This window comes from Acidithiobacillus thiooxidans ATCC 19377 (genome assembly GCF_009662475.1).
In the GTDB taxonomy this organism is placed as follows: Bacteria; Pseudomonadota; Gammaproteobacteria; order Acidithiobacillales; family Acidithiobacillaceae; genus Acidithiobacillus; species Acidithiobacillus thiooxidans.
In genome coordinates this window covers 245,646-260,599 of sequence record NZ_CP045571.1, presented here as the reverse complement: position 1 = coordinate 260,599, position 14,954 = coordinate 245,646, and the positions used below count along the sequence as shown (strand labels likewise).

The following is a 14,954-nucleotide window of genomic DNA, read 5'->3' as shown; positions in this document are numbered from 1 at the left end:
TACCAGTTAAAAATGACACAAGCGCGCGCGTGATGACTCCTCCTCAAAAATCAGCACGGCCCAGAACAGGATCATCCACAATGATCTTGGAATCAGGATGCTTGACGTTGGGAAAAGCTTGCAGAGAACAACAGGGCTAGAAAAACTCCTGGAGCAACAGTGGCACCTATGGCCTGAAGAACAGGCACCCCGGAAAAAGCGAGTGGCGCGAATCCCATAATGGTAGCAGTATTGGCAATAACCAGAGAGGCGAGTGTACACGAAGCAATTCCCCCCTGACCATGCCTATCGGCCTGATCAAAAAATATTGCATAGTTTGACCCGATGGCAACAATCAGCATCAGCCCAATTAGATTCATGATATTAAGTTCATATCCGCACAAGACAAATCCTGCAGATACGCTCAGTACAGCGGCTGTTAGCGGTAACATTATTCTAAAAACCCGAACTGGGGAACGTAATAAAAACAATAAAAGCACCACGATAAGAACCACACCGGCTAATGACAGTTTAATCACATTGGAGAGATAACCTTTATACAATTGATCTGATGAGTCGGATAAATCAATGAGCATGGCGTCTTTGATATGTTGCCGGGCAAGGCTGCTACGTATGCGCTGGGTATTCACAATCCCTGATGCAGGTGCCTTGATCGGCAAAATGGCCTGCCATCCTTTCCCATGGTGAACAAGCATGCTGTTAACCACCATACCAATGCTGGTGCCATGCAGATCGGCAAGTTTTAAGGGGGCACATGTACGTTGTATTTCAGCCTCGTGGATAAAGGGTGTAAAAAGGGAGGCTTTTACCGGCAGGCCTGTTAAAGCCTCATGCAATCGCTTTGCCAATTGCGTTTGCGGTGGAATTGCTGCTTGCCGCTCTTGTTGCATGGTAATGCTTGGGAGATATCTAACAGGGCTTTCATAACTTGCAATCACATCATTTTCAACCAGGCCCTGTAAGGTAATTCCAGCCTTTTCAGCTGTCAACAACGTGGCGTTAATCGTGGGCCCTGAAACAACAACCAGATAACCGCTTCCAGATACCCCCAAATCAGCGCGCAGTCGTGCATAAAGTTTTTGCTCAGCCGCCGGAACCGGACTCAGAGCAGATGGTTTATAATCCCAGATATTATCATGATGGCTAACAAGGGTGACACAAGCAACTATCAACATTAAGACAATACCGGGCCTCAGGATAAAAAGAATCTTTTTCCAACGCAGCAGATATTCGCCAATAGCGCTTAAATCCCGCACCTTAAGATGACGAGGCTTCAGGATTGGCAAGATCAGCCTGGTAACAGTCGCCGCAGTAAGGAGACCTGTAATTGCATATAGACCAATTTGCGCTAACCCAGGTAAATTAGAAAACAGCAGGCTGGAAAAACCTATGACTGAAGTGAATACTCCCAATTTTATTGTCGGCCAGTAGTTACGGATCCATTCTTCTGTATTTTTTTCTGACTGACCAGACTGCACGAAAAAATAAATAGAATAATCTACTGCTTCACCAATTAACGCGGTACCGAACCCCATAGTGATATCATAAACAACGGAAAAGCCAAGAGCCACCGCAGTAATCCCGACAATGACACCAGAAAATACCGGTACGAGGCCTAAAACCAACACAAACACAGAACGGTAAACAAATAAGAGCAATATCGTGATAAGCGTCATGCTGATGATGGACATCATCTCAGCGGCATGAACGATAGTATCACGGGAGTCCACCGAAATAACTCCAACCCCTGTCATCATTAAGTAAGTGCCTGTGGCTAACAAACCCGCCTCATTTTTGGTTTTGGCAAAGGCCAATCTGATGCTATTAACCGCAATCTGCTGAGCAGCCATGTCAGAACCAGAGGCCCGGGTCTGAGCCAATATCAAAGCACTCTGACCCGAACGAGACGACCAGACTCCATCTTGCGTCATTGGTCTTGCAACACGCCCCAGGGATTGAATCAGTTGCACTGTGGCCCCAGTTGGATCACTCGGAAACAGGGATTGGACCATTTCCCCACCCGGTGTAGCCAACATATTAATGGAATTTTCTATAGCTTTATGTAAACCAGCCACAGTAAAAAGTTGCGAGTTGACGCTAGGACTCAGCAGATAGCGATGGGAGAAAAAATAATGAAAAAAACTGGCATCATCATTGCTGCTGTTATTGCTAACCGAGAAAAATGCCGCATTTCGCTGCAACTTCTTAACAATCTCAATGGAAATCTTGGCACGGGTGGAAGCATCACCGCCATTAATCTCAATCATGATTTGGCGTGACAAAATACCATGCAGTAATTGTTCATTCAGAACCGCTTGCTGTGCGGTTGGAGACTGCGGCATAAATTCCGAAAGACTGGCTGAAAAGTTGGCCGTCAAAATCAATGCACCACCGACAAACAAAACAGTCAGCCAGATCACGACGACCAAACCGTGAATTTTTCTCACGGGGTACCGGACGAAATGATGGTTATCAGCGAACGATCATTATTCATTTTCAGAGTATTAATGCTGGTAATACTACTATTGTTACCATCAACTTGAATATATCTAATCAGACCGGCCAGTTTTTTTTGTTTGGGTCGCAACGTCAAGGTCCAGTTTTTTTCATCACCCTTCAAAAAAAGATAAAAATATTGCTCGAGCATCTGCTGGTTACCAGTTAATACACCACGAATACTATCAACAAATGCAAGCAGTTCTGGATGATCTTGTAAGTGGATATCATGGTGGTCAATACTTAGGATGTCGCCGTGAATAAGCATGACCTCATTTTTTGGCTCAATGGTGTGCATCTCCAATCCATCTGGAGCAATAAATTGCATTTTCCCATATGATTCTATGGGTTTTTCCAGAATATTAAGAAATTTTTTTTCGACGAATGTAGCATGATCCGGTTGAGCGTGTGCCAGAGAATGCATGAGTTGATTAACATTCCATTCTGCAGCATCCGCGTCACTCGTCAGCATTACACTTAACCCCATGAATGCCATAATAATAAAAGCACTGTAACGAATATACCGAGTAGCCGAGGGGAATGAAAAACCTCCCAACCAAACCTGACACCTGCGGCCGGTGCTTTCAGGATATATTGTGATCATTTTGATCGGTATATCCAGCAGGCCTCGAAATACTTCAGCCATCTTCTTCAGATTAACCTCCTATATTCATTGCCAAAAATCAAAAAAATTAAACCAGTTATACGGGGCCATATGACAGTATTTGTCCAGCAATCCTACATAGTTTGTTAATGCTTGTTGTAGTGCCGCTTCTTTTCCTTCTTTTTCGACCTCAGTGAAATCAGCCAATGGCTCTATAAAAACTTCATATTTCCCCGGTCCAGTATATAATCCGGTCATGAAGAATACCGGCCTGCGCAATATTGCCGCTATTCGTAAGGGACCATTGGACCATAAAGCAGATTTACCCAGAAAAGGAATTGGTTGCATTTTCTCCTTACCAAAAGAGCGATCTCCAAGCAACCCAACCAAGGCACCATTTTCCAGTTCTTTTTGCACGCAAATCATCGAATCTACACGGCCTGGAGATATAACATTTTGTTCAATATTCGGGTTTACCGCTGCAAGAATGGCATTAATACGCTCCGCATTTTTTTCATACATCACCATAATTACACGGGGATCAATATGTTGTCGGCCAATGCCTCTTAATACCTCGAAACTACCGAGATGTGCGCCGAGCAGCAATACTCCTCGTCCTGTCGCAACAGCTGTATCAACGGCCTCTGGTTGGTGTAAAGATATATCAAAAAAGTCAAAACGATCATTGAGCAAATAAATCCGATCATGGATTGTCGCTGCAAAAGAAAAAAAATGTCGATAAACTTGCCAAATATGTGCCGGTCGGCCGAATACCCGAGTGAGATAGGCTCGCGATGACCGCCTGGCTTTTGGTGCAAACAACACAAAGTAACCGGCGATCAAATACAAGATAAGGCGAGCCATGCGACGACCCAACTTCAGGGAAATCCAGGTGATGAGCCGTAACATAGTCATGCTGCCACGTTCTGGAGAGCGTGCCCAACCTTGCTGATCTGAAGATATTGACGCCTGGTCTCGTGCAAACATCAGCAGAGATCGAGTGTTGCAGCTGGTTTGAGATTCCCTGCAGCGATTTTTCTTTTATTCTCATAAATCTCAAAAACGATAGTCTTATCCTGCCTTATATCAAAACGTAAACTCAGCAGATCTCCTGGAGAGACAGGACTGTAAAATTTTGACGCGGCAATCTGCCCTCCAGTCATTATTGTCTGGCCAATTGCAGACTCGATAGCATGAATTGCCTCGTCCACTAGCATCACCCCGGGAACGATGGGATGCCCCGGGAAATGCCCGGAAAATACCGGATGCGCAGCAGGGAAGCTGAAGAATATCTCATGCTGTGTCAGGATTATTCCCCCTTTTATGGTATGCAGTGACCAATGCCAGAAGCGCCTCGCGCGGCAGTTTACCCGTATTATTACGCGGCAAGGCATCAACCATATGCAGGGGGCGCGGAAGAAAAGCCGGATCAATACGTTCGCGCAGTTTGGTGTTAATCAACTGGGCATCTACCCCACGTGCTACGACAAAAGCAATCAGGCGACTAACACTACCAGGCATACCATCTTCTGGCATAAAAAAAACGCCGTCTTGAACTTCCGGGATAGAGTTGAGTTGATGGTTTAGATATTCCAATGAACTGCGTTTCCCAGCAATATTGACAAGATCGGCGGCTCGGCCCTGCAGAAGAAATTGTTCCTTATTCAGAACCTCTAGGTTGTCACTGATTTCGGTTTTCTGCGCCAAATGCCCTCCCCCAACCCATAAGTGCTCAGCCTCTTTTGTCAAATGCAGGCCCGGTAATAATGTCCATGCATCAGTTTGTGCAGTCCGCCGGGTGGCAATCAAACCTGTTTCAGTAGATCCGTAAATTTCCTGCAACGGTGCTTCAAAGCGGGCCTCCGCTTTTTGAGCAAGATCCTGGGGTAATGGAGCCGTCGCTGAAACCAGCAAGTCGGCGGTAGGTAAACAAATATTGGCACTGAGTAACGCACGGAGGTGAATAGGCGTGCTCACCAGCAAGCGAGGACGTGGCAACGATGAAAATTCAGATCCAATATCAGCTGGATAAAAATATTGTGGCGAGCTGAGGGCTCCTCCACTTTGCAAAACAATCAGTATCGTTGATTCCAAGCCATACATATGTTGAGGTGGCACTGTACCAAGGACAGTATATTTACGTCCATCAAACAAGCCCAGCCGTTGGGCTTCAGAACGAGCACTCCCCACCAGAGCAGCCCACCTTTTCAGGTGAGGTACAGGACTTCCAGAAGATCCTGATGTGAACACATAACCTACCGGCAAATTCCCTGGAAGAAGAGGTATCGGTATATTTTTATGGACCTCCGATTTGGGAGACAAGTCAGACAGGCGAAGTTGGGGCAAGTTGATGTCGTTATCCGCGTCGTTGAGGCAAAACACATCCGGGGCGAAGCGTAGCATCTGATTGATGGTTTCGTTCGTATATGTCGACGGTAGGAGACTTATTTTATTAGCAGTCATGACTGCGGCGAGCCCCACCATGAAACGGTAACGGTCATGGCAAACATTGAGAACGTGTTTACCAGGAAGAAGCATGGCACGAATCTGCTCCACGTCCGCCAAAAATTGACGCACTGTAATCGCTTCACTATGCCTAAATGCTACGATATCGTTCGCAGAAGTGTGGGTCATCAGTGGAAGAAGATTCGTTGCCGGAGTATCCATAGATAATGAATAGTACCTTATCCATTGCCATTGCGTGGCTTTTCTTTGCTCAGCGCAGCATCAGCATCAGAATACAAGAAAAAAGCGTGAAGCGCTTCCACCATTCCGGCACGTTCGCCTACCGGTATAATGCGGCAACGCACTGTATATTCAGCAAACATCATAGAAACTAGCAGCCCCATAGTAATAGCATTGGTCATCAAAAAAAATAAAGGATGTGGTGAAAATTCAAAAACAATTAACGGCAGAAACGTCATGAAGCCGAACAAAGAGGTCCAAGCTATTGTTACCTGTCGCGTGTACTGCGCCACTTTTACATTCAGCGGGCCATGCACCAACTCAGCAATTCTGGAGATCATAGGAATACGCCCAGGGAGCAACGTGATGCCAAAAGCAAAAGCTGATAGTGCGAAAATGCAGCTTCTTTGAACCATGTACGTCCAGCTCAGATAGTTCACCAGAGTAGCTTGATAATACCACAAAGCAAAAAATCCGGCAGCAATAGCGACAAATCCGATGTTCCGGTATTTGGTCTTCCATAACATAATTAAAATCAAAACAATAATAGGAAGATAAGAAACAACGACAAGAAAAGCCCCTGGATGCGTAGAAGATACCCCTCGATAGGCGAGTATTTGATATACAAAAAAAATCAATACAATAAATGCCATCCCCAAGTAAGCTTTCAACTTCCCTGAGAACAGATTTAACTGAACAAATTGAAAAAATTGATTGTGCAGCGATTTCATCCGTTCTGCCTTACAAGAATCTGCCGTCACAAAACAATACAACTGTAATATTGTTCGAAATAATAACATAGCACCATTCTGCTTGAAGCTTTTGGTTCAAAATGAATCAGATTGCATTGGGCACCATGGCCTTGCTGCCAATTTATTATATTGAATGGGTCCATACCTCTCCTCCAATATCAGCCACCCACCGCTGCAAACTGATGTAATCATGGCCCACAATCACGCTCACACTAACTTCATTCCAAGAGGAATAGAGAACGAGTTATACGACCAAACCCCGCAATATTGCACAGCAAACAGCGCGTCATAATCGAAGAACCCGCTCTCCATAGAGGAAGTTCAAGTAATTCCCAGCTTCCTTGAATCCACAAAGCCAAGCGGACGGCAAGTCGCCCACATCTCCTTCAGCATCAACCAGCAATTTCGCTTCCCGTAACACCTGCGAAAAACTATAGCCTACCACATAAAAATCACAAGTCACTTACCCGTTGACTCCGTTGCCCCAGGCTCCGCTCTTCCAGTCAGACAGGCAGAGCACCAGCTCGTACAGAAAGAAAACGTACAAATACCGTAGATGATTGCCCTATCAAGATATGTCCACCTCAAATTTCAGTTCCTGGCATCCGACTAAACCGGTTTGACATTCATGGGGGCCCCGACCACAATGCTGTCATGACTTATTGTTGTAACTTATAAGATACATGACATCGGCGCTTATATCACGATTCACTGCGACGAGTAGCATTGGACGCGGTTTGGAACAGACAAAAACTGCACTGAGCGAACGCCAGTGCGGACTGCGTCATCGTGTCTTTCAGAATATAAACATCAACACCTGGGTCGGCGAAGTAGACGCCGTTGACGACGAAGAGATAAGTCCGGACTTAAGGGATTTCAACTGTCGTAATAATCGGTTAGCGCAAATGGCCCTGCGCCAGGATGGATTTGAGGAGGCGGTAGAAGCTGCCATCGAAAAATGGGGTCGCAAGCGAATCGGCGTCTACATGGGGACCAGTACCGCCGGAATTCTCCAGACCGAATTGGCATTTCAGCATCGTGACCCGGTAAGGGGAAGCCTGCCAGCAGATTTTGTTTATGCTGCCACCCACAGTCCCTACTCTTTAAGTGACTTTGTACGGCGCAAATTACGCCTTGAAGGCCCGGCCCTTTCGGTCTCTTCTGCCTGCTCATCCAGCGCCAAGGCTCTCGCTTCAGCAAAACGCATGCTGGACTTGGGACTAATTGACGCTGCAGTTGTTGGCGGCGTAGATTCGTTATGCGCTACCACTGTTTACGGTTTTCATTCCTTGGGGCTATTGGCCGACGGCCCTTGTCAACCGTTCAGCGATGATCGCAAAGGGATATCCATTGGCGAAGCAGCAGCTTATCTGCTCGTAGAGCGCATGCCAAAAGATCACTGCGGAGATGAGGTACTCCTGTTAGGTGTAGGTGAATCCAGCGATGCTTATCACATGTCATCCCCCCACCCTGAGGGTCTCGGAGCACGTTTTGCTATGGAACAAGCTCTGTCCACATCCGGTTTAAAGCCCGCAGACATCAATTATATCAACCTGCACGGTACCGCCACGCTCAATAACGACATTTCCGAGGCCAAAGCCGTGGCGAGTGTCTTCGGCATCAATACGCCATGTAGTTCTACAAAAGGAGCAACTGGACACACCTTGGGTGCTGCAGGGGCTCTGGAAGCCGTTATTTGTGCCATTGCCATTCAAAATAATTTGCTGCCAGCAGGCCCAAAAGCTAATCAGAGAGATACGTCAACTGGCATTCAATATCTTGCTTCAAACCAAAGGCAAAGGGTTTCCCATGTGTTAAGTAATTCCTTCGGCTTTGGTGGCAGCAACTGCAGTTTGGTCTTTGGTCGCTCCTTCAAGTGAAATGACATCATGACAGTGCTCAGTGCTTATCTTGATGGTATTGGCCTGCTCGGCCCTGGACTTGGAAGCTGGTCGCAAGGCTTGGCTATACTGACAGGGCAATCTCCTTACCAAAATCAGAGAACCGTATTATCACCCCCAGCTTCGTTACCAACAGCAGAACGACGTCGCGCCAGCCCAGGAGTCATGGCTGCCTTGGAGGTAGGTCATGCAGCCTGCGCTATGGCTAATGTGCCGCCCGCAGAACCTGCATCAGTTTTTGCTTCGTCTGGAAGTGATGGCCGCATCTGTCATTCGATTTGTACAGCGCTGGCATCTGGAGATACCATGATTTCTCCCACTCAGTTTCATAATTCCGTACACAATGCGATTTCTGGTTATTGGGGCATTTCTGCGGGTGCAATGACACCATCCTCTGTGGTCAGTGCACATGATGGAAGCTTTGCCGCTGGACTTCTGGAAGCCATTGTGCTCTTGGCCACTACGGAAATACCTGTGCTGTTAATAGCCTGCGAAAGTGACTATCCTCAGCCTCTGTACGATGCCCGACCAATTGTTGACACTTTTGCCGTGGCACTGTTGCTAAAATCTACACTTAGCCCTGGAAAAACACTAGCTCAGGTCAGTATCTGCAGCGAGAACCTATTCGCGGATGCTATTGTGCAGACCATGAACCATCCTGATCTTGAAATTTTGCGCCAATCCAATCCTGCAGCACGCTGCCTGCCGCTGCTTCAGCGCATAGCAATTGAAAAAGCCGGCCGTGTTGTTCTGAATTATGAGAATCCATCCTGTCTAAGTGTGGATATAGCACCGTGCCATTAGACCGCCAATGGATTGGCGGACATATACCCCATCAGGGTCAAATGCATTTGCTTGAAGCCGTGGAACAGTGGGATGAAAACACCATCACCTGCAGGGCAACCAGTCACCGCAGTGAGACTTTGCCTCTCCGTGCCCATGGACGACTCGGCGCTGCCTGCGGCATTGAATACGCAGCACAGAGCATGGCAGTACATAACGCTTTGTCGTGCCCAAAAACAGGGGAGAGTGATACAACTCATTTAGGATATCTCATCAGCGTACGGGAAGTTGCCTTGCATGTGTCGCGCCTTGATGACATTGCATGCGATATAAAAATTAAGGCCGAAAAACTGGCTGACAAAGGCAATGTGTTATATCACTTTACAGTTATGGCTGCGAACTGTGTGCTGCTGGAAGGACGTGCGGCGCTTTTATTGGGTGTCAATAAGCCGGCAGCGGAACCCTTTTTGCAATCCCCCTTGACCACACTCGAATGAGTATAAGCTGCATACCGAAGCGTGCACTGGTGACTGGTGGTAGTGGCGGTATTGGTGCAGCCATAGCCAGAAAACTTGCTGAAGATGGCCACCAAGTCATTATTCACGCCCACCAAAACCTGCCAAAAGCCCAAGCATTAGCTGACCAGATAGTACTCGCTGGTGGAAAAGCAAGTACGCTGGCTTTTGACATCACTGACGTTGAGGCTACCAATACAACCTTGCAGAAAGAACTTGAATGTGGCCCCATCCAGATTCTGGTCAACAATGCGGGCATTCATGACGATGCAGCCTTTCCGGCCCTAAATGCAAGGCAGTGGCATGACGTGATAGATGTTTCACTCAATGGTTTTTTTCATGTAACACAGGCAGTGCTCATGCCTATGATCCGTACCCGCTGGGGGCGTATCATCAATATCACCTCGGTGTCGGCCCAAACAGGTAACCGTGGTCAGGTCAATTATTCGGCAGCTAAAGGAGCATTACATGCGGCCACCAAATCTCTGGCGCTGGAGGTCGCCAGCCGGGGCATTACTGTGAATGCAGTAGCGCCTGGCATAATCGCCACGGACATGAGTGCTCAAACCTTCACTACCGAAACCATTGCGCAAATAGTGCCAATGAAACGTGCCGGACGCGCGGATGAGGTGGCCGATCTGGTTGGATTTCTAGCCTCGGAACAAGCTGGCTATATCAGTGGACAGATTATTTCCATCAACGGAGCAATGGCATAAACCACAGATGGCGCCTGGCAAATGCACCCCCCCGGGGGCGACCTTCCTGCGCCAGCCGGTGTCAGCGGATCCAGTGGACTCATTGTGTCCGCGCTGAATAACGACGCAAAAACAATGCTGGGAGGCGTAACAAAAATCCGAAGAACAGACGGGTGTGCATCCAGGTAAGCAGCAGGTTGTCCCGCAAATAATGGAAATGGGATACCCCCCCTTCATCCATATCAAAATAACGCACTGATGCGGGCATATTGATAATCCGGACACCAAGCCAGGACATTCTCACTGCCGCCTCAGGGTCAAAATCGAAGCGCCGCATCCATCGATGTGCATGCATCAGCTGCCGTAGTGGGGAAACAGGATAGACGCGAAAACCAAACAGCGAATCACCAATGCCACCACCCAGTGTCTCCAGGTTGGCCCACCAGTTGGATATCCGCCGGCCTTTTACACGCAAGGCCGGCGCACTGATATCGAATACCGGAACCCCAAGAATCATGGCGTCTGAATTTTCATGTGATGCCGCCATGAAGTCGGAAATACGCTCCATGGGATGTTGCCCATCGGAATCCATTGTAAGCACATGGGTGTAACCTTGAGCAGCCGCCTGATCCAAACCAAAAAGCACAGCTGCACCTTTACCCTGATTATCGGAGCGTTGAAAAACGCGTATTCCACTATCTTTGGCAGCCATAGCTTCCAGTCCAGCAGCTGTTCCATCAGTACTGCCATCCACTACAACCCATACGGGGTTCCACTGCAACCGCGCCGAAACAACGGTTTCATATACTTTTGGGCCCGGATTATAGCTGGGAATCAATACCAGATGGGTGACTGAAGCTTCGTTCATTGTCTCTCTGCTTCTGTTGGATAAAGCGGCGGGAATGGAACTTCCGTCATTGCTGACTCGAAATATCTTTCCAGCTCAACCGTAAAACCACGCACATCGCTCGGTGGGGCAAAGCGTTTGCCTAAACGGATCCGATAATGAATAGGCATAGATGGTTTACGAAAAAAAGACCAGCCTTTGGTCAGGAAAGCCGAGTCGGTTTCAATAAACACAGTTTGAATAGGTACCTTGGCTTCCTTGGCAATCAGGGCAATGCTGCCATGCACGGTCCCAATGGGGAGGCGTGTAGTTCTGGTACCTTCCGGAAAAAGCAGCAAATGGCTACCACCGCGCAGGTCTTCCGTGGCAAGGCGAATCATCTTGCGTAAAGAATCGTTGCGGATATATCCAGCCAAACGAGCCCCCGCACCAAAAAACAGGTTATTTACCAAATCAGACTTCAAGATGCACGCCAGATTGGGCAATCGCGAAATCACCATCAGCGCGTCCAGCATGGACGGATGATTAGGCGCAATGATCATGGGCGAATCATTTTGGAGAATATCCAGTGCTTGCAGATTAAAATGGCAAGCGCCCATACTAGAAAGTGCCCACAAATACATTCTGAAACCCATAGTAATAATTATCCGCCCGGTGAGCGTTTTCCATTTTCTCGGCAAAATCAGGTTTAATGGCAAAGCCAACAAGGTCCATAACAAACTGATGCCTGCCAACAAACCTAGTCCACAATAAAAAATGAGGTATTCTCGCAGAGTCCGGAATCTGCTTGGAGAACCCGCGTCCGGAATCTGGCTCATACCCCACCGCTAAAAAATAGACTTTCGATTTCTCCAATTTTTACCAAAAGATCTCCCAAGCTATATCGGCCTGATGATAAAACACTGGAGGTCACTCTACCCGTATATTTTCTTTTCGTTGCTTCCAGGCTGACCACGAACGCGTCGCATGCCGCAAAGAAGCTAAGTAATAAATACTCTTGAAGGCGGCGAGCGAAGGTTTGATCGGTGTCTTCTTGAAAATATCTCCCGCAAGGACCGAGATAACCGCCTCCCGAGCTCGGAAAATATTCCCTGAACGCATAAAAAGATCAATCATAGTCGGTTGGGTGATTCGATAGATGTACCAGGAAAACACCTTGCCTCCATGGCGCACCTGTTGATCAAAACGTCTGAGCGCCTTTGTGGCTTTTTGCGGCTCACGCAAACAAGTGTCAATGGTCTTTGCACCAATGAAAGCACTTTGCATTGCCAACATGACCCCCGAAGAAAAAACCGGATCATAGAAAGCGAATGCATCACCGAGTAATAGATAGTTGGAACCATGGGTTTGTTCACAGACATATGAGTAGTTGCCAGTCGCATTCACTGAACTGGTACGTTTTGCATTCACCAGCCGCGCTGCCAGATCGGGACATAACGCGATGGTGTCCATAAAAAATTCCTCTACTGATTTTGTTCTGGATTTCAGATAGTACGGCCAAACCACAGATCCCACGCTGGTCGTTCCATCAGCGAGGGGAATAAACCAGAACCATCCATGCTCAAACCAGAAAAAAGAAATATGACCCTCCTCTTTACCCTCAAGACGTCGAGCCCCCTGAAAATGCGCATAAAGAGCCGAACTATTATGCTTTGGGTTACGACGCTTCTGCTTGAAAAGATTTCCCAAAAAGGTATCGCGACCAGATGCATCCACAAGAAAGCGTGCCTGCAAATTTTCCTGTCGACCATCTTCATACTCCGCAAGGATCCGGACTCCCGCATTATCAGGCAAAAAGTCCACTGCTTTGGCTCGGCAACCTTCAATAACCTTGGCACCCTTTCGCTCGGCATTGCGAATAAGTATCTCGTCGAAATCCGAGCGCCGCACTTGATATGCCATTGGCATAGTCTTGTCCCATGCGTCGGCAAAAGCAAAGTTCTGCGGCTTTTCAGTATGGTAGGGTGAATTAAATTCCGCCCCCCATTTTTCCATGCCAATTTGCTTCACTTCTTCTGCAACGCCCAATTCTTGCAACAAGGGCAAATTGGCCGGAAGCAGTGATTCTCCAATATGAAAACGAGGATGATGCACCTTTTCCAGAACCGTCACTTGATAGCCCCGTTCCACCAGCAGCGCACTGACTGTAGAGCCCGCCGGTCCACCGCCGATCACCAGAACATCGCAAATTTTTGTTGTCAGGCTCGGACCGGTTATTTCTTCGTTTTCCATTTGTTGTCTTCTCCACTGTATTTTTCACAAAACATTCTCAACGATTACGCCCTCAGCAGACGCCTGAACCATAAACAAAATTAGAAACCACTGTTATCAAGTGCCATTGGCAAAGACACACTGTGTAGATCATGTTGTTCAAAACACTCCAATAGCCTAGGCAACACCTCAAGGACGACGGGTTGACCGGTAACCGTGCTCGCCGACCCTCCATCGTGCATCAACAAAATATCACCTGCAGATAAATTATGGACGAGGCGACGGAAAACCAAATCAGAATTATGACAAACCGTATCATAACCGCGCCGGGTCCAGGCCACATGTTGCATGTGCAACTGGCGCAAAACAAAGCCTAACCAAGGACTTCGAAAACCAAAAGGTGCACGAAAGAACCTGGGATTGACACTATTATTGGCTAAATTCAAGACCTGTTGTGTAGCTAGGACTTCTATCGTCAATTTTCTCATCCCGCAAAATGCAAACAAATTTCGGTGGTTGTAACTATGATTTTCAATGCTGTGCCCTCGACGAACGATTTCCGCGAGCAAGTCCGGATGTGCGACTGCTTTCTTGCCAATACAAAAAAAACTGGCCTTAGCGCAATATTTGTCGAGTTGGTCCAGTATCAGGGGAGTCACATAGGCATCTGGTCCATCGTCGAACGTCAAAACTATCTCACCACGCTTAACAGCGTTTTCTGGCAAGCGTACCAGATTACTGCTGATCACTTTGCAACGGGGACACATTACCAGAAAGCCCAGTCCAACATTTACCAAAACCACCACCCCTGCAAGAACCCAAAGCACTGAGGTTAACTGCATATGTCCAAAAACCTCCAATTCCAAGCCACCTTAAGCAGATCAACCCCCAGAGAAAAAAACCATAACCATATATTTTTATGGTGTATTTGTATCCACTGTTATTTTAATCAAACTATCTGTGGATCCAAATCGAGAGTTGTTGTCATAGGTAAGAACACCTTGATCCTTGTAAAATGCTTCCGTACGACGCGTATCACCGCCAAAGTAGAATGGGATAAATTGCTTGCCGGTGATATGGCTCGAAGTATGACTTGGGAAACCAATCAACTGCTCGACTTGTTGTCTGGACATACCTACTTTCAATTTGGAGAATGGCGAGCCGGGGGCAGGAAGAACCACGGGAGCTTTTGTCTCAAGTGCTGGTGCCGAGTTTGTACTGGCTGTAGGAGCCGGGGCCGCAGCATTAGCTTGGGCAGACGAAGAGATTAATGCAGGCTTACTCGCGTCGTTTGCGCAACCAATCAGCCCAAAAGTCAAACAACTTACCGATAATATTCCAAAAATTCTCATGGCTGAGTTCATTGTTCTAATTTCCCCATGTTGAATATCAATTAAGATGATTGATGTGTATTCCACTGACTTATACTGCGGTTTATGCTACAGACGAAAGCCTGTCCAGTCTA

At 47.4% G+C, this 14,954-nt stretch carries 15 protein-coding genes; 4 read left to right on the top strand and 11 right to left on the bottom strand.

What is annotated here, in order from left to right; translation table 11 throughout:
• Positions 1 to 92: 92 nt before the first annotated feature.
• The 6 genes from GCD22_RS01355 to GCD22_RS01330 form a co-directional block, all read right to left on the bottom strand.
• A complete protein-coding gene (locus GCD22_RS01355) occupies positions 93 to 2,420 on the bottom strand; it encodes an MMPL family transporter (RefSeq protein ID WP_244947559.1) in 2,328 nt (775 codons plus the stop codon).
• Between the two features lie 23 nt (positions 2,421 to 2,443).
• Positions 2,444 to 3,142 carry a LolA-related protein gene (locus tag GCD22_RS01350; RefSeq protein ID WP_226831399.1) on the bottom strand — a complete coding sequence of 233 codons (699 nt, stop codon included), beginning with the start codon at positions 3,140 to 3,142 and terminating at the stop codon, positions 2,444 to 2,446.
• Between the two features lie 24 nt (positions 3,143 to 3,166).
• Entirely contained in the window at positions 3,167 to 4,009 is an 843-nt protein-coding gene (locus GCD22_RS01345) for a lysophospholipid acyltransferase family protein (protein ID WP_244947558.1), read from the bottom strand.
• A 77-nt stretch (positions 4,010 to 4,086) separates the two neighbouring features.
• The gene (locus tag GCD22_RS18690) at positions 4,087 to 4,494 is read right to left on the bottom strand and encodes an ApeI family dehydratase (RefSeq protein ID WP_024895485.1); all 408 of its coding nucleotides are present in this window, start codon (positions 4,492 to 4,494) and stop codon (positions 4,087 to 4,089) included.
• Positions 4,394 to 5,734, bottom strand: a complete 1,341-nt coding sequence (locus GCD22_RS01335) for an AMP-binding protein (RefSeq protein ID WP_244947557.1) — start codon at positions 5,732 to 5,734, stop codon at positions 4,394 to 4,396. Before GCD22_RS01335 ends, GCD22_RS18690 begins: the two co-directional genes overlap by 101 nt.
• Before the next feature lie 50 nt (positions 5,735 to 5,784).
• Positions 5,785 to 6,516: a COG4648 family protein gene (locus GCD22_RS01330; protein ID WP_024895446.1), complete on the bottom strand. Its 732-nt coding sequence runs from the start codon at positions 6,514 to 6,516 to the stop codon at positions 5,785 to 5,787.
• A gap of 704 nt (positions 6,517 to 7,220) precedes the next feature.
• Here GCD22_RS01330 and GCD22_RS01325 point away from each other — a divergent pair.
• From GCD22_RS01325 to fabG, 4 genes are read left to right on the top strand one after another with little or no spacing between them, the layout of a single operon-like run.
• Positions 7,221 to 8,417 (top strand): beta-ketoacyl-[acyl-carrier-protein] synthase family protein, encoded by a 1,197-nt coding sequence (locus tag GCD22_RS01325; protein WP_031569586.1) that lies wholly within the window; start codon positions 7,221 to 7,223, stop codon positions 8,415 to 8,417.
• A 9-nt stretch (positions 8,418 to 8,426) separates the two neighbouring features.
• Complete coding sequence (locus tag GCD22_RS01320) at positions 8,427 to 9,242, top strand: beta-ketoacyl synthase chain length factor (RefSeq protein WP_031569588.1); 816 nt, start codon at positions 8,427 to 8,429, stop codon at positions 9,240 to 9,242.
• Positions 9,233 to 9,718 carry a hotdog family protein gene (locus GCD22_RS01315; RefSeq protein WP_024895474.1) on the top strand — a complete coding sequence of 162 codons (486 nt, stop codon included), beginning with the start codon at positions 9,233 to 9,235 and terminating at the stop codon, positions 9,716 to 9,718. Before GCD22_RS01320 ends, GCD22_RS01315 begins: the two co-directional genes overlap by 10 nt.
• Positions 9,715 to 10,452 (top strand): 3-oxoacyl-ACP reductase FabG, encoded by a 738-nt coding sequence (fabG, locus tag GCD22_RS01310; RefSeq protein ID WP_031569592.1) that lies wholly within the window; start codon positions 9,715 to 9,717, stop codon positions 10,450 to 10,452. Before GCD22_RS01315 ends, fabG begins: the two co-directional genes overlap by 4 nt.
• A 79-nt stretch (positions 10,453 to 10,531) precedes the next feature.
• Here fabG and GCD22_RS01305 read toward each other — a convergent pair whose 3' ends face one another.
• From GCD22_RS01305 to bamE, 5 genes are all read right to left on the bottom strand, one after another.
• A complete protein-coding gene (locus GCD22_RS01305; RefSeq protein ID WP_024895476.1) occupies positions 10,532 to 11,299 on the bottom strand; it encodes a glycosyltransferase family 2 protein in 768 nt (255 codons plus the stop codon).
• Positions 11,296 to 12,096: a lysophospholipid acyltransferase family protein gene (locus tag GCD22_RS01300; protein WP_024895477.1), complete on the bottom strand. Its 801-nt coding sequence runs from the start codon at positions 12,094 to 12,096 to the stop codon at positions 11,296 to 11,298. Before GCD22_RS01300 ends, GCD22_RS01305 begins: the two co-directional genes overlap by 4 nt.
• Positions 12,097 to 12,187: 91 nt before the next feature.
• A complete protein-coding gene (locus GCD22_RS01295; RefSeq protein WP_035209650.1) occupies positions 12,188 to 13,510 on the bottom strand; it encodes an NAD(P)/FAD-dependent oxidoreductase in 1,323 nt (440 codons plus the stop codon).
• Positions 13,511 to 13,590: 80 nt separating this feature from the next.
• Positions 13,591 to 14,331 (bottom strand): polysaccharide deacetylase family protein, encoded by a 741-nt coding sequence (locus GCD22_RS01290; protein WP_065958051.1) that lies wholly within the window; start codon positions 14,329 to 14,331, stop codon positions 13,591 to 13,593.
• A gap of 75 nt (positions 14,332 to 14,406) precedes the next feature.
• Positions 14,407 to 14,907: an outer membrane protein assembly factor BamE domain-containing protein gene (gene bamE / locus GCD22_RS01285; RefSeq protein WP_140391095.1), complete on the bottom strand. Its 501-nt coding sequence runs from the start codon at positions 14,905 to 14,907 to the stop codon at positions 14,407 to 14,409.
• Positions 14,908 to 14,954: the final 47 nt, after the last annotated feature.

Bases quoted from the DNA above. Each gene is read 5' to 3' on its own strand.
- GCD22_RS01350 (WP_226831399.1), bottom strand. From the start codon at position 3,142: ATGGCTGAAGTATTTCGAGGCCTGCTGGATATACCGATCAAAATGATC.
- GCD22_RS01345 (WP_244947558.1), bottom strand. From the start codon at position 4,009: ATGTTACGGCTCATCACCTGGATTTCCCTGAAGTTGGGTCGTCGCATG.
- GCD22_RS18690 (WP_024895485.1), bottom strand. From the start codon at position 4,494: ATGCCTTGCCGCGTAATAATACGGGTAAACTGCCGCGCGAGGCGCTTC.
- GCD22_RS01335 (WP_244947557.1), bottom strand. From the start codon at position 5,734: ATGACCCACACTTCTGCGAACGATATCGTAGCATTTAGGCATAGTGAA.
- GCD22_RS01330 (WP_024895446.1), bottom strand. From the start codon at position 6,516: ATGAAATCGCTGCACAATCAATTTTTTCAATTTGTTCAGTTAAATCTG.
- GCD22_RS01325 (WP_031569586.1), top strand. From the start codon at position 7,221: ATGACATCGGCGCTTATATCACGATTCACTGCGACGAGTAGCATTGGA.
- GCD22_RS01320 (WP_031569588.1), top strand. From the start codon at position 8,427: ATGACAGTGCTCAGTGCTTATCTTGATGGTATTGGCCTGCTCGGCCCT.
- fabG (WP_031569592.1), top strand. From the start codon at position 9,715: ATGAGTATAAGCTGCATACCGAAGCGTGCACTGGTGACTGGTGGTAGT.
- GCD22_RS01305 (WP_024895476.1), bottom strand. From the start codon at position 11,299: ATGAACGAAGCTTCAGTCACCCATCTGGTATTGATTCCCAGCTATAAT.
- GCD22_RS01300 (WP_024895477.1), bottom strand. From the start codon at position 12,096: ATGAGCCAGATTCCGGACGCGGGTTCTCCAAGCAGATTCCGGACTCTG.
- GCD22_RS01295 (WP_035209650.1), bottom strand. From the start codon at position 13,510: ATGGAAAACGAAGAAATAACCGGTCCGAGCCTGACAACAAAAATTTGC.
- GCD22_RS01290 (WP_065958051.1), bottom strand. From the start codon at position 14,331: ATGCAGTTAACCTCAGTGCTTTGGGTTCTTGCAGGGGTGGTGGTTTTG.